Below are 13,362 nucleotides of genomic sequence, written 5' to 3' on the forward strand. Positions count from 1 at the left end.
GATTGGGCAAAAAAACTAACGAATTAAATTTTATGTGCGAAAGATCTTTTCGGCTTGTTTCAAAAACTAATGAGTGCTGCCGCCCAATTTGGCGGTCTTTTTTAAAATTACGTTCTATTGTATAATACCAAGTAAGTATATATGTATTATATAATATGGCGTATAGGAGGGCGAGGGCATGAGTAACAAACTAGCGGTAATTCTAGGCGCAGGACCAGGGGTAAGTCTGCATGTAGCCCATAAATTTGGTCAGAATGGCTTTCGCGTTGTATTGGCAGCACGCAATAAAGTCGCTCTTGAGGAGTTTACATCGCAACTACGAGAAGAAGGTATTGCCGCCGACTATATCCTCGTGGATGCGGGCAGCACGGCTTCCATTGAAGCTGGCTTCAAAAGTATCAAAGAGCAATATGGCTCACCAGATCTATTAATTTATAACGCAGCAGTTATTGCGGGCGGCAAGCCGTCTTCCTTGACAAGCGAAGTACTCACTCAGCATTTGCAGGTGGATGTTGTTGGAGCGCTGGAAAGTACACGTCAAGTATTGCCTGATTTACTTGCCAAGAAATCCGGCACCATTTTGTTTACGGGTGGCGGCCTATCCTTGTTCCCTTCAGCCCAGAATGCTTCTTTATCGATTGGCAAAGCCGCAGTGCGCAATTTCGCGCTAACACTTGCTGAGGAATTGAAGCCAGAGGGGATATTTGTCGGTACAGTAACCATTGCTGGTACAGTGAAGCCTGATACGTATTATGACCCGGCGATCATAGCAGATGCTTATTGGAAGTTGTATACCGAGCGCGAGGAACATGAAATTCTGTTTAAGCAGCCATAATAACTAATCTTTTATAGAATAGATCAGGATTTAAGCCAGTCATTCTCATGTAGAGTGAACTGGCTTTTTTGCTTTATATCTGATCAATGACTCACATAGAACAGGTACCTATTTTTGACGAACTGACTCACATAGGCCTTGTTCACATGATATGAAACGACGATTGACAAAATAGAGGATCTACCTAATACTAATTGATAATGATTATCAATAATTGAGATAAAAACCTTACATAGATTGTGGAGCAGAACGGAGTGAAAGGCAAAAATGAAGCTGGAAGATCATATTGTCGCATGGAATCATGCTGCTGTTAAAGTATTGGACATCCGACACACTGTGATGGAGCCTGGGGACAAGCTGCAAGGCTATATATTACCTGCATGTGGATTTATCTATACTGTGAAGGGCAAGGCCAGCATGAATCTGGGCGGCATAGATTACGACGTAGACAGTTACTTTATTATGCATGGTGGCAAAGGAATGAGACTCAGCATAGAACCAGAGGAGATTTTTGAATATTACCTATTATTCTATAGAGCTTCGTTGCCAGGGAGAAAGGATTTAGCAAGACTTTTGGAACGCAGCAATCCATTTCGGATGCAGTATGGCTTCGAGTTATTGGAGCCATTGCCATTGCACTATCAACTAATGGCAATGGAACAACTCTGGGCCCAAGGAAGTCTATTGGATAGAATCCAAGTTAAGGGCTTGTTCTATCAGTTCGTGCATGAATTAATGAAGCAGTTTGCCAAGGATGGGATTAACCGCAGGCAACCGGATGTTATTGGGCAGGTTGTTCGCTATATCGAGGAGCATTATCGTCACAATTTATCGCTAGAATCTATAGCCGAGCAATTTAATTACAGCCCGCGTCATTTATCGACGCGCTTTAAGGGAGAGACGGGCTTCAGCTTGATCGAATATTTGATCCGATTCCGGCTTCAACAAGCAGAAGAACTATTACGATTTACCGATGCTCCACTTCGCGCTATTGCAGAAGAAGTTGGATATAACGATGTATATTATTTCAGTCGTATGTTCCGTAAATATAATGGTCAATCTCCTATCCGATTCCGCAAGGAAAGCAGGCAGATGATCCCATCGGAGAATTCTCCATTTACCGCCGCCGGATTGTCCATTGGCGAGAACATATCATCTCGCTATAATGTGTTTGAATATGATAATCATTATCAACACAAAAATATCGGAGGGTCTTCACCTATGCGAGTAACAAAGACATCAAGTTTTATTGTAGTGATGCTATTGAGCTTTACCTTGCTTTTAAGTGCATGTGGATCTGCAAACGTGGGCTCGAATGCCGCGAATTCTAATGGATCTAAAGCTTCAGAAGTCACAACATCAGCAGCTAATAATGCAACTGACCATACCAATAAGGAGGCACAGACAAGAACCATCTCTACGCTGAAGGGAGATATTGTCGTGCCGGCTAATCCCGAGCGGGTTGTCGTGTTATATCTTCAAGGAGATCTTATTGCACTTGGCATTAAGCCGGTAGGTACTTCGGATGTCTTTGAAGGAGCGCCCTTTGCAGAAATGATGGAGGGTGTTAAAAATCTGGGTGCATGGTATGAGCCTAATCCAGAGGCTATTATGGCACTAAAGCCGGATTTGATCTTAGTTCCTTCTGAAGAAACTTACGATAGGGTTAAGGATATAGCACCGACCGTTTATATTCCTCAAGATACAATGGCGACGGATGAACGTGTAATGAAGATTGGCGAAGTGTTTGGTAAGGAGCAGGAGGCACAAGCTCTATTAGATCATTTCCACGAGAAGGTGGAGAAGAGCAAGCAGAAGCTTGATGAACTGGGAATTTTGGATAAGACAGTAACCATTATCGAAGGCGGCAAAAAAGAGATGGCGGTGATCGATAGCAAGCTTTACGGAAGGGGCTCTCAGATTATCTATGAATATTTAGGACTAAAGGCGCCAGAAATTATTCAGAAGAAGATTGATGGAAGAGAGAAGGCTACTGGAGGGTTTGTTTCCTTAGAAGTGTTACCTGAGTACATAGGAGACTTCGTGTTCCGTTCTGTATGGGATGGGGCTGATGATTTGACGGACAATCCAATTTGGAACAGCATTCCAGCCATCAAAGAAGGTAGATTGATCGAAATTGGATTTGATTTTTCATATTATTCCGATATCTACTCTCTTGATAAACAGCTCGATTTTGTAGTTGAGAAGCTAGTGTCAGCGTATGAAAAAAAATAGAAAGCTAGATGATAGAACAACCGTAATACCTCATCTTGAGCGGAAATCGTATTTCGGTCTGTTTTTACTCATAGGGATACTGCTGCTGCTGCTTTCGGCAGCAGCTTCTATCTCTTTTGGTTCTGCTTCCATGAGCCTGACAACGGCATGGACAGCGATTTTTAATTTTGATCCAGAATTGACTGAACATCAGATTATTCATGCCCTTCGTATTCCGCGTACGGCGGCTGATATTATTGCAGGCATGTGTCTCGCGGTAGCAGGAGCGGTTATGCAAGGCTATACGCGAAATCCGCTGGCTGATTCGGGATTAATGGGAGTAAATGCAGGAGCAGCTTTTGCAATGGCCGTTACACTAGCTTTCCTTCCAGGGCAGCTGCAGACAACTACACTGCTAGTTAGTTTTATTGGCGCAGGGCTTGGTGCAGGATTAACGTATCTTGCCTCTTCATTGAATCGTTCAGGAATGACGCCGCAACGACTGGTGCTAGCTGGAATGTCAATTACTATGCTATTTGGCGCTATAGGATCATTTATCTCATTAAACTATGGAATTGGTTATGCCCTTGCTTATTGGACATCAGGTAGTGTGGCAGGAGCGACATGGATGGAGATAAAACTAGTCATTCCTTGGTTCTTGGGTGGGCTGGCTTTGTCACTATTCATTTCACGCTCCATTACTGTTTTAAACTTGGGAGAAGAGATCGCGAAAGGATTCGGGCAACGGATCGGTTTCGTTAAGATGCTAGCTACGCTTGCAGTTCTTTTACTTGCTGGTGTATCTGTTGCACTTGTAGGGCCAATCGGCTTTGTAGGGTTGATTGTACCGCATATCATGCGTTTTTTTGTAGGCGTAGATTATCGTTACATTATTCCGGCGTCAGCCATTTATGGGGGCGTACTTATGGTTGTAGCGGATATTGCGGGAAGATTGATTAATCGTCCGGCAGAGACAGCGCTGGGCATTATTTTTGCAATGATTGGTGTGCCTTTCTTCTTGCTAATTGCGAGTAAAGAGAGGAGAGCTGTCAAATGAGTGTTGTTAAATCTTATAAGGCGACAATATGGGTTCTATCTCTCTTAATACTGCTTATTGTAGGAGCTATTCTAAGTCTTAATATGGGGAAAATGTCTCTCAATCCACTTGAAGTATTCCAAGTATTGATTGGACAGGGCCCTGAAGAGCATCATCTCGTTGTTTATAAGTTTCGTCTTCCGCGAATTGTATTAGCGATACTTGTTGGATTTGGGATGGCCCTGGCAGGCGCTGTTATGCAGGCGCTGTTGCGCAATGATCTAGCTGATCCCGGCATGCTTGGTATTAGCTCAGGTTCAGGTCTTATGGTGCTATTAATTATCTCGACTGTAGGCATTCAAGGTGCCACTACAGCATTTTTATTGCCGTCTATGGCATTCGTGGGTGGTTTGCTGGCAGCCGCGCTGATTTATGTTCTAGCTTATAGAAAACATCGTATGATTTCATCTACACGACTTGTTCTGACTGGCGTTGCGATTAATGTGGGGTTAAGTGCACTAACGTTATTTCTGACGTTAAAGCTGGATGACCAAAAGTATGAGTTTGCACAGCGTTGGCAAGCGGGATATTTATGGGGAGACAAGTGGCCCTATATTAGTTTGTTGTTACCATGGGTATTGTTATTATTCATATACATTGTGGCCAATGCACGAATATTAAATGTTTTGGTGTTAGGCAATGAAACATCGATAGGACTAGGAGTTGCTTTAAAGCGGAAATTTCTATGGCTGTCGATTGCGGCTGTCGCCATTGCTTCTGGTTGTGTAGCGCTGGGGGGCTCCATTTTCTTTATTGGCTTGATTAGTCCGCATGTGGCTCGCAAGCTGGTAGGTCACGATTACAAAGTACTTCTACCAGCTTCAGCGCTAATTGGTGCGATATTGCTGCTTGCAGCGGATACGATTGCTCGAACGGTCAGCTTTAAGACGGATATTCCCGCAGGGATTATTGTTACGATGCTGAGTGTGCCTTACTTCCTATATCTATTAATGCGTTCCAAATGAATATGGATTATGTTAAAAGTCTTTGAGCATGCTCGAAGGCTTTTTGGCATACGAAAAAGATACGAAGCTGTTTGACAGTGAGCTGTAAGCTAGCAATGCATAAATAAGTAGTAGCAGGGCTGTATTTGTTGTCTATGCTGAGCCTAATTCGGGGTTTTGGAGAGCTGTAGAGGCAATGTTATTGCATCCATTTTCGGGAGAGAACGTAGCTTATCTTTCATGTTTCTGTTTTTTGACGTATAATACCAAGTAAACAGATGCGCATTTTATTTATTGGGAGGGTATACTTATGAGTACACAACAAACAGCAATTTCAGCTGAGAGATTGCAAAAGGCTTTTGCAGAGGCGCTGACATTTGAACAGTTCGTCGATCAGGCTGAAGTGAATCAGGAAAGATTACAAACGAATTTTGAAGGCTTTGCGCTAAACGATGAAGATCGGGCTTATTTTGCATCATGGGCTGAACCGGTAAATGTGCTGGTGTTGGCTCACGATTGGTGCGGCGATGTTGTGTCCAATTTACCGCTCTTCGCAAAAATTGAGCAGGAAACCGGTAAGCTGAAGCTGCATATTTTGAACCGTGATCCTGATAATTTAGATATCGCAGAATTATACCCGCATCCAGACGGCAAAAGCCATATTCCTACTTATGTATTTTTTAATGATAAGGGAGAAGAGCAGGGCATCTTTATTGAAAGACCCGAACAAATTACAGCTTTGTTCCCTAAGTGGGGAGAGCAGTTCTGGGACCTGAATCCGGAATTGGAAGGACGGAATCAAGCGATTGCTGAATTAGACCCGGCAGTGAAACAGGCTTATTATAAATATTTGCTTTCACAGCGTGCAGATACTAAGGATGTCGAAAAACAAGGAATCATCAGCATCATTCAATCCATCGTAAAATAAAGCTTTTTTACTTTAATAATACTGACATACTGATTAATACCGCCGCAGTTTGGCGGTTTTTTTGTGCAGTCACAAACGTTAAATGGTCTTTACGAATCATTTTCCTAGGAAGGACTTGTACCTCCACCCACTGGAGAATGTAAGCTGTGTTTTAGCTAGCGGCTAGCATTTAACTATAAACGGAGGTTCAATGCTTATGAGGTTATTTGAAGTTTTGATTATTGTTTTCAATATATTGTTGATCGGCTGGATTCTATTATTCAAGAACAAATCGCAACGAGGACTGCTTATGGGCTTCGGTGTTTCCGCCATCATTATGTTGGTGCATGGGGTCGTTGAAGGGATGCGCTGGCCGATGATTCCGGCTTATGTCATGACGGCGTTGCCACTCGTGATCTTCGCTGTCAGATTGAAGTCGAAGTCTCGCCAAGCGGGGGAACAATCAGCTCGAAAAAGATCCATTGTAAAGCTCGTCTTGCTGACCTTGCTGACCGTTATTTATTCAGCAGTTACGGTAGCCTTGCCGGTATTACTTCCCGTATTCACCTTTAACAAGCCGGCAGGTCCTTACAAAATCGGCACAGTCACTTATGATTGGAAAGATGATCAGCGGGACGAAGTCCTCACGCCAGATACGAGCGACAAGCGCGAGTTAATGGTCCAAGTCTGGTATCCTGCTGATGCAAAAGCGAAAGGAAAAACAGAATTTTATCATCCTGAGCCTGATATTTTTGCGGAAGGATATAGTAAAGTTTTTAAGATGCCCAAGCTATTGTTTACGGCTTTCGGTAAGGTCCGTACACATGCCATAGAAAATGCGGAGATTTCCAATGCGGAGTCGTCTTACCCGGTGCTTATTTTTTCGCATGGCTTGAGCGGAACTAAAATGCAGAACACCTTTCAAATTGAACAATTAGTTAGTCATGGTTACATTGTAGTGGGCATAGATCATACCTACAGCAGTACAGCTTCCATTTTCCCGGATGGGCGTGTGGCGTATTATCAACCGATAGACATGACCTCCACTGGCCCTATGGACCAATTGAATGATCAATGGGTAGGGGATGCTGAATTTGTGCTGGATCAAGTGGAGAAGCTGGCGGCGAATGATCCGGAACATCGTTTTACAGGCCGAATGGATATGAATAATGTGGGGATGTTTGGCCATTCCTTTGGCGGGGCAACAAGCGTTCAAATGGTAATGAAGGATGCTAGAGTGAAGGCTGCTATTAATATGGATGGAGTGTTATATGGTAAACTGCGTATTCCGGAAGAAGGACTGAACAAGCCGTTTCTGATGATGAGTGCGGATAGCAGTCTGGAGGCTTTACAAAGCACGGATAATAGTGAGCTCTCTTATCTTGGGAAGAAGCTCATGGAGCGCTTTGATCATATAGCTGACGGCGGTAACTACTGGATGACCATAAAGAACATGACACACATGGGCTTCACCGATATTTATCTGCTCTCACCACTGTTTCAATTGCTTCAAAAGGGTGATATTCGAGAGGCGCACAGCCTTATTAATGATTACTCGCTGGATTTCTTCGATCATTATTTAAAAAAGAAGCCACTTCGGCTATTAGAGCAAAATATTGGTGAGCATCCGACGTTCACGCTTCAAAAAGACTGATATGAAAAAAAGACTTGAATCTCCACCTACTGGAGATTGTAAGCTGTATATTAGCTAGTGCTAGCAACTTACTATCAACATGGAGGTTCAATGCTTATGAGGTTTTTTGAAATTGTGTTGCTTGTTTTCAATATTTTGCTGATCTGCTGGATTTTATTTTTCAAGAACAAGACACAGCGTAATTTGCTAATTGGATCCGGGATTTCCGTCATCCTCTTGCTGCTGCACGGGGTCATCGAAGGTATGCGCTGGGCGATGGTTCCGGCGTATGTGTTGACGGTAGTGGCATTATTGTTGTTCGTTGTCAGATTGAGATCGAAGTCTCGTGAAGTGGGGGAACAGCCTGCTCGAAAAAGATCCATTGTAAAGCTCGTCTTGCTGACCTTGCTGACTGTTATTTATTCAGCTGTAGCGGTAGCCTTGCCGATATTACTTCCCGTATTCACCTTTGATAAACCTACGGGCTCTTACAAAATCGGTACAGTTACTTATGATTGGAAAGATGATAGTCGGGACGAGGTCCTCACGCCAGATCCAAATGACAAACGTGAGCTAATGGTACAAATCTGGTACCCTGCTGATGCCAAAGCGAAAGGGAAGATTGCGGCCTATCATTCGGATGCCAATGCTTTTGTTGAGGGATATAGCAAGATGTTTAACTTCCCTAAACTGTTATTTTCATCTATAGGTTATGTCAAGACGCATGCTATAGAGAATGCAGCGATTTCTAATGCGGAGCCGTCCTACCCGGTGCTTCTATTTTCACATGGTCTGACTGGAAATAAAATGCAGAACACTTTCCAAGTCGAACAATTGGTTAGTCATGGTTACATTGTGGTCGGCATAGACCATACCTATAGCAGTACCACTTCTGTTTTCCCGGATGGACGGGTAGCACCATTAATTATGCAAGACATAAAGTCTATTACCGATCTGGATAATGCCAATGAACAATGGGTAGAAGATGCCAAGTTTGTATTGGATGAGGTCGAGAAGCTGGCCGCGAATGATCCAGACCAACGTTTTACCGGCCGGATGGATATGAATAATGTGGGGATGTTCGGCCATTCCTATGGGGGAGCGACAAGTACGCAAGTGTTGATGGCGGATTCCAGAATCAAAGCAGCCATTAACATGGATGGTGTGTTATATGGTCAGCGGCGTATTCCGGAAGAAGGGCTTGGCAAGCCGTTTATGATGATGAGTGCAGATTCCAGTGTAGAGAATATTAACTCCACTACAGAAGGCAGCCCGATCGATATGAAGCAGGAAGTCCTGCCGCGGTTCGCTAATATCACTAAGGGTGGTAACTACTGGATGATCCTGAACAAGACGACGCATATCAGCTTCACTGATTTTGTTTCGTTCTCACCACTTTTCCAACTGATGCAAGGACGCAATATTGGGGAGGCTTACAGCCTAATTAACGATTATTCGCAGGATTTCTTTGATCATTACTTGAAAAATCAGCCTTTCCGGCTATTGGAGCAAAATATTGGAGAGCATCCGGATTTTACAATTTTGCATGACTAATGAAAACTGCGAACAGCCCGAAGCCTTAGCTTTTGGGCTCTTCGCAGTTATAGGTCATATTACAAATTCATTTTTCGCTGCAAGTTTTGAAAGAACACGAGATTCCCTTCTGAGAATAAATTTATTTGCGGACTCATGATGGAACATAACCTGTTGAGGCGTTCAATAAGAGGTGTACGAGTCTGCCGGGCATGTTTCATATAGGATTTAAGGAAATCCTCGTTATAGATGGTTTGTTCAACATTGCCGTATAGCGAGAACGACTCTTCAATGATCGCCTGAACTTCAGGACTGTCAGCTGATTTTTTTGTCTCCACCGCCTGGGTCAATCGAAGATAGAAATGATCCAGTTTCTTGATCCATCTAGCTGCATCATAACGGGGCTGAAGTTCTTTAATGAAGAATGTATAGTTAGTGTTCTTCACATCTTCGAAATATTGAGGATCATTTAAGATTTCTTGCAGCTCATTCCAGGCAGCTATTTGTTTCGCTGTTGTTTTCTCTTGATTGACAATATATTTATTGAAATAATGCAGCATAGGATCCTGCCATTCTGCGGGAACTCCATCAAAGAGATCAGAAGATTCCACTTTCTCGCCAATAAATTGTTTGCGTTTATCAGTATTCGATGCTTTAGCTTGAACAAGATCGTAAATGTAATTAATGGACGAATCCCCTTGTTGCTGCTTTGCTTGTTGTAAAATAGAGATCATATTCGTAAGTGCGCTAACCTGAATGGACAGTGATTCAATCTGCCAATCGAGTGCTTTGTCAACCGATAAGGCTCCAGATAAGAGCTGACTGATATCTTCAATACTAAAATCCAAATAGCGCAGCGTTGTAGTAAGCTCTAAACGCCGAATATCTTCCATCGTATATAACCGGTGCCCTCCCTCCGTATGAGTGGAGGGCTTAACCAATCCAATCTCATCATAATAGCGGATGGTTCTGACCTTAGAGCCAATCATTTTGGCAACTTCCCCGATTGAATAGGTCTGTAGTTCTGTATCGCTGTCTGAATACAAATGCTGTACCTCCAATGCTAGAACTTCTGTCTTCATGATTAAAGTTTTACTGCAATTATACTGCGCACTGCTCATTGAATTCCAGCCGTATTTCCTGCATTAAGATAGAATCAAAAGGACTCGAATCTCACCTACTGGAGATAATAAGTTGTATTAGCTAGTGCTAGCAACTTACAATCTGCATGGAGGTCATTACATATGAGGTTTTTTGAAATTTTGTTAGTGGTTTTCAATATTTTATTGATCGGCTGGATTCTATTCGCTAAGAACAAGACGCAGCGTGGCCTGCTCATTCTATTCGGGATTTCCGTCATCATCATGCTGATGCATGGAATCATAGAAGGTATGCGCTGGCCGATGATTCCGGCGTATGTGCTTACGGCTGTGCCACTTTTGTTTTTCGTTATCAGATTGAGATCGAAGTCTCACAAAGCTGGAGTACAAACACCTCGAAAAAGATCAACTGCAAAGCTCATTTTGGTGACCTTGCTGACCGTTATTTATTCAGCTGTTACGGTAGCCTTGCCTTTGTTACTTCCCGTATTCACCTTTGAGAAGCCGCGAGGTCCGTACAAAATTGGTACGGTTACTTATGATTGGAAAGATGATAGTCGGGACGAGGTCCTCACGCTTGATCCTAATGACAAACGTGAATTAATGGTACAAGTCTGGTACCCTGCTGATGCTCAAGCGAAAGGGAAGGTTGGGGTCTATCATTCGGACATCAAAGCCTTTGCTGAGGGATATAGCAAGGTGTTTCATGTCCCTAAGATGTTGTTTACTTCTATAGGTTATGTGAAGACACATGCTATAGAGAATGCAGAGATTTCTAATGCAGAGCCGTCCTACCCGGTGCTTCTATTTTCACATGGTCTAACGGGGAATAAAATGCAGAACACCTACCAGGTCGAAAAATTGGTCAGTCATGGTTACATCGTGGTCGGCATAGACCACACCTATAGCAGTACCGCTTCTGTGTTCCCTGATGGGCGGGTGGCACCATTAATCCAGGAAGAGAGCAAATCCATCACCGATCTGGATCATGCCAATGAACAATGGGTAGAGGATGCCAAATTTGTACTGGATCAGGTGGAGGGGCTGGCGGCGAATGATCCAGACCAGCGTTTTACCGGGCGGATGGATATGAATAATATGGGGATGTTCGGTCATTCCTACGGCGGAGCGACCAGTGTGCAAATGTTAATGACGGATTCCAGAATCAAGGCAGCTCTTAACATGGATGGTATATTATACGGACAGCGGCGTATTCCGGTGGAAGGCTTAGGTAAGCCGTTTCTGATGATAAGTGCGGATTCCACTGTAGCGTATATTCACACAACCACAGATGGCCCGATTGATATGAAGAAGGAGGTCCTGCCGAGGTTCGCTAATATCACTAAGGGCGGAAACTACTGGATGATTCTGAATAAAACGAGGCATGGCAGCTTCACCGATTTTGTGCTATTCACACCGGTTTTCCAATGGATGCAGGGAAGCGATATCCGAGAGACCCATGATCGCATTAGCGATTATTCGCAGGATTTCTTTGATCATTACTTGAAAAAGAAGCCTTTCCGGCTATTGGAGCAAAATATTGGAGAACGTCCGGCTTTTACGATTTTACATGACTAAATATAACTACGAACAACCCAAAGGCCTTAGCTTTTGGGCTGTTCGCTTGTCTGGTTGTGTGATTCCAGCTTCCGTTGCAAGTTTTGAATAAACACAAGGTTTGCTTCTGTGAGCAAGTTTAATTGTGGGCTCATTATGGCACATAACCTGTCTATGCGTTCAATAAGCGGTGTACGAGTCTGCTCGGCCTGTTCGAGATAGGATTTAAGGAAATCCTCGTTATAGAATGTTTCCTCCGTATTCGCATACAGCGAGATTGTTTCTTCTATAATGGCCTGAACCTCAGGACTGTCAGCAGATTTCTTTTTCTCCACCGCTTGCGTCAATTGGACATAGAATAGATCCAGCTTCTTGATCCAGGTATCTGCATCATAACGGGGCTGAAGTTCTTTGACAGAAGAGGCAAAGCCCGTATTTTTCACATCGTTAATAAACTGGGGATCATTGATGATTTCTTGCAGCTCATTCCAGGCGGCTATTTGTTTTGGTGTAGTTTTTTCTTGTTGAACAATGCATTTATTGAAGAAATACAGCATGGGATCCTGCCATTCCAAGGGAACTTCGTCAAAGAGTTCAGTAGCGGCTACCTTTTCGGCAATAAACTGTTTTCGTTTTTCAACATTTGAGGCTTTGGCTTGAACAAGATCGTACAGATAACGCATGGAATCCCCTTGCTGCTGCTTCGCTTGCTGTAAAATAGAGATCATATGAGTAAGCGCATTAACCTGGATGGAGAGGGATTCCATCTGCCAATCGAGTGCTTTATCGACAGATAAGGACCCTGATAGGAGCTGGCTGATCTCTTCAATGCCAAAATCCAGATAGCGCAGCGTTGCTGTAAGTTCTAGACGCCATATATCTTCCATTGTATATAAGCGATGCTTACCCTCAGTATGGCTAGTGGACTTCACTAATCCAATTTCATCGTAGTAGCGAATGGTTCTGATTTTAGATCCAATCATCTTGGCCACTTCCCCAATCGTAAAGGTCTGCGCCGGAAGGTTTGAATCCATGCCTTCTTGATCTTGCAGTTCGGTCTCGGTGTGCGAATACAAATGATTTCCCCCCTAATGATATCACTCTCTATCACTATCAACTATAGGTTTAGTAATCATTATACTGCTCAGAGCACTCATCTTCTACTTGGGGGAGTATTCCAGATTAATATATGCCAAATGGGATGTTAGTTTAATTTTTTTGTAAGGAGTATTTCCAATGGTTGTGTATCAAGGATTAAGCATCCTGCATCTTTGTAGCCTAGTTTTCTATAAAAATGTTGGGCTTCCTCATCAGCCTGAGTGGATGTCATAATCAGATTGTAGTCCTTTTGTTTCATTTCTTCTTCCCAGAAAAGCCGATATTATTTTCATCCTGATTTCGCAGAATGTATATCTCTTTTTCCTTTATTTTTGATAGTATTAAGCTCTCAGAAATATGCTGGTCACGGTTTCGGATGTATTCATAGTCTGAGTCATTTGCATAGACGATCCTCAACTTTATTCCTCCTATATACGATACTAAA

General features: G+C 43.1%; 10 protein-coding genes and 1 pseudogene. 8 read left to right on the forward strand and 3 right to left on the reverse strand.

Annotated features, from left to right (window positions below; genetic code table 11):
* Positions 1 to 178 precede the first annotated feature (178 nt).
* From ACFORK_RS07990 to ACFORK_RS08020, 7 genes are all read left to right on the forward strand, one after another.
* Complete coding sequence (locus ACFORK_RS07990; protein ID WP_379197471.1) at positions 179 to 835, forward strand: SDR family NAD(P)-dependent oxidoreductase; 657 nt, start codon at positions 179 to 181, stop codon at positions 833 to 835.
* A 267-nt stretch (positions 836 to 1,102) separates the two neighbouring features.
* Positions 1,103 to 3,070, forward strand: a complete 1,968-nt coding sequence (locus tag ACFORK_RS07995) for an AraC family transcriptional regulator (RefSeq protein WP_379197473.1) — start codon at positions 1,103 to 1,105, stop codon at positions 3,068 to 3,070.
* Positions 3,057 to 4,106: a FecCD family ABC transporter permease gene (locus tag ACFORK_RS08000; protein WP_379197475.1), complete on the forward strand. Its 1,050-nt coding sequence runs from the start codon at positions 3,057 to 3,059 to the stop codon at positions 4,104 to 4,106. The genes ACFORK_RS07995 and ACFORK_RS08000 overlap by 14 nt, the downstream gene beginning before the upstream one ends.
* Positions 4,103 to 5,110 (forward strand): FecCD family ABC transporter permease, encoded by a 1,008-nt coding sequence (locus tag ACFORK_RS08005; RefSeq protein ID WP_066369909.1) that lies wholly within the window; start codon positions 4,103 to 4,105, stop codon positions 5,108 to 5,110. The genes ACFORK_RS08000 and ACFORK_RS08005 overlap by 4 nt, the downstream gene beginning before the upstream one ends.
* Positions 5,111 to 5,399: 289 nt before the next feature.
* Positions 5,400 to 6,017, forward strand: coding sequence for a thioredoxin family protein (locus ACFORK_RS08010; protein ID WP_379197477.1), 618 nt, complete (start codon positions 5,400 to 5,402; stop codon positions 6,015 to 6,017).
* Positions 6,018 to 6,213: 196 nt separating this feature from the next.
* Positions 6,214 to 7,650 carry an alpha/beta hydrolase family protein gene (locus ACFORK_RS08015; RefSeq protein ID WP_379197479.1) on the forward strand — a complete coding sequence of 479 codons (1,437 nt, stop codon included), beginning with the start codon at positions 6,214 to 6,216 and terminating at the stop codon, positions 7,648 to 7,650.
* 96 nt (positions 7,651 to 7,746) lie between these two features.
* Complete coding sequence (locus ACFORK_RS08020; RefSeq protein ID WP_379197481.1) at positions 7,747 to 9,183, forward strand: alpha/beta hydrolase family protein; 1,437 nt, start codon at positions 7,747 to 7,749, stop codon at positions 9,181 to 9,183.
* 59 nt (positions 9,184 to 9,242) lie between these two features.
* Here ACFORK_RS08020 and ACFORK_RS08025 read toward each other — a convergent pair whose 3' ends face one another.
* Entirely contained in the window at positions 9,243 to 10,244 is a 1,002-nt protein-coding gene (locus ACFORK_RS08025; protein ID WP_379197483.1) for a MerR family transcriptional regulator, read from the reverse strand.
* A 162-nt stretch (positions 10,245 to 10,406) separates the two neighbouring features.
* On the opposite strand from ACFORK_RS08025, the gene ACFORK_RS08030 reads away from it, so the two are divergent.
* Entirely contained in the window at positions 10,407 to 11,840 is a 1,434-nt protein-coding gene (locus ACFORK_RS08030) for an alpha/beta hydrolase (protein ID WP_379197485.1), read from the forward strand.
* Positions 11,841 to 11,866: 26 nt separating this feature from the next.
* Here the strand turns inward: ACFORK_RS08030 and ACFORK_RS08035 are convergent, their stop codons facing one another.
* Positions 11,867 to 12,895 carry a MerR family transcriptional regulator gene (locus ACFORK_RS08035; RefSeq protein WP_379197487.1) on the reverse strand — a complete coding sequence of 343 codons (1,029 nt, stop codon included), beginning with the start codon at positions 12,893 to 12,895 and terminating at the stop codon, positions 11,867 to 11,869.
* Between the two features lie 128 nt (positions 12,896 to 13,023).
* Positions 13,024 to 13,334: pseudogene (locus ACFORK_RS08040) on the reverse strand (N-acetyltransferase).
* Positions 13,335 to 13,362: the final 28 nt, after the last annotated feature.

This window comes from Paenibacillus sp. GCM10012306 (assembly GCF_042649265.1).
Taxonomy (GTDB): domain Bacteria; phylum Bacillota; class Bacilli; order Paenibacillales; family Paenibacillaceae; genus Paenibacillus_AQ.

Excerpts from the sequence above, each read along its gene's own strand:
- ACFORK_RS07990 (WP_379197471.1), top strand. The coding sequence starts at position 179 with ATGAGTAACAAACTAGCGGTAATTCTAGGCGCAGGACCAGGGGTAAGT.
- ACFORK_RS07995 (WP_379197473.1), top strand. The coding sequence starts at position 1,103 with ATGAAGCTGGAAGATCATATTGTCGCATGGAATCATGCTGCTGTTAAA.
- ACFORK_RS08000 (WP_379197475.1), top strand. The coding sequence starts at position 3,057 with ATGAAAAAAAATAGAAAGCTAGATGATAGAACAACCGTAATACCTCAT.
- ACFORK_RS08005 (WP_066369909.1), top strand. The coding sequence starts at position 4,103 with ATGAGTGTTGTTAAATCTTATAAGGCGACAATATGGGTTCTATCTCTC.
- ACFORK_RS08010 (WP_379197477.1), top strand. The coding sequence starts at position 5,400 with ATGAGTACACAACAAACAGCAATTTCAGCTGAGAGATTGCAAAAGGCT.
- ACFORK_RS08015 (WP_379197479.1), top strand. The coding sequence starts at position 6,214 with ATGAGGTTATTTGAAGTTTTGATTATTGTTTTCAATATATTGTTGATC.
- ACFORK_RS08020 (WP_379197481.1), top strand. The coding sequence starts at position 7,747 with ATGAGGTTTTTTGAAATTGTGTTGCTTGTTTTCAATATTTTGCTGATC.
- ACFORK_RS08025 (WP_379197483.1), bottom strand. The coding sequence starts at position 10,244 with ATGAAGACAGAAGTTCTAGCATTGGAGGTACAGCATTTGTATTCAGAC.
- ACFORK_RS08030 (WP_379197485.1), top strand. The coding sequence starts at position 10,407 with ATGAGGTTTTTTGAAATTTTGTTAGTGGTTTTCAATATTTTATTGATC.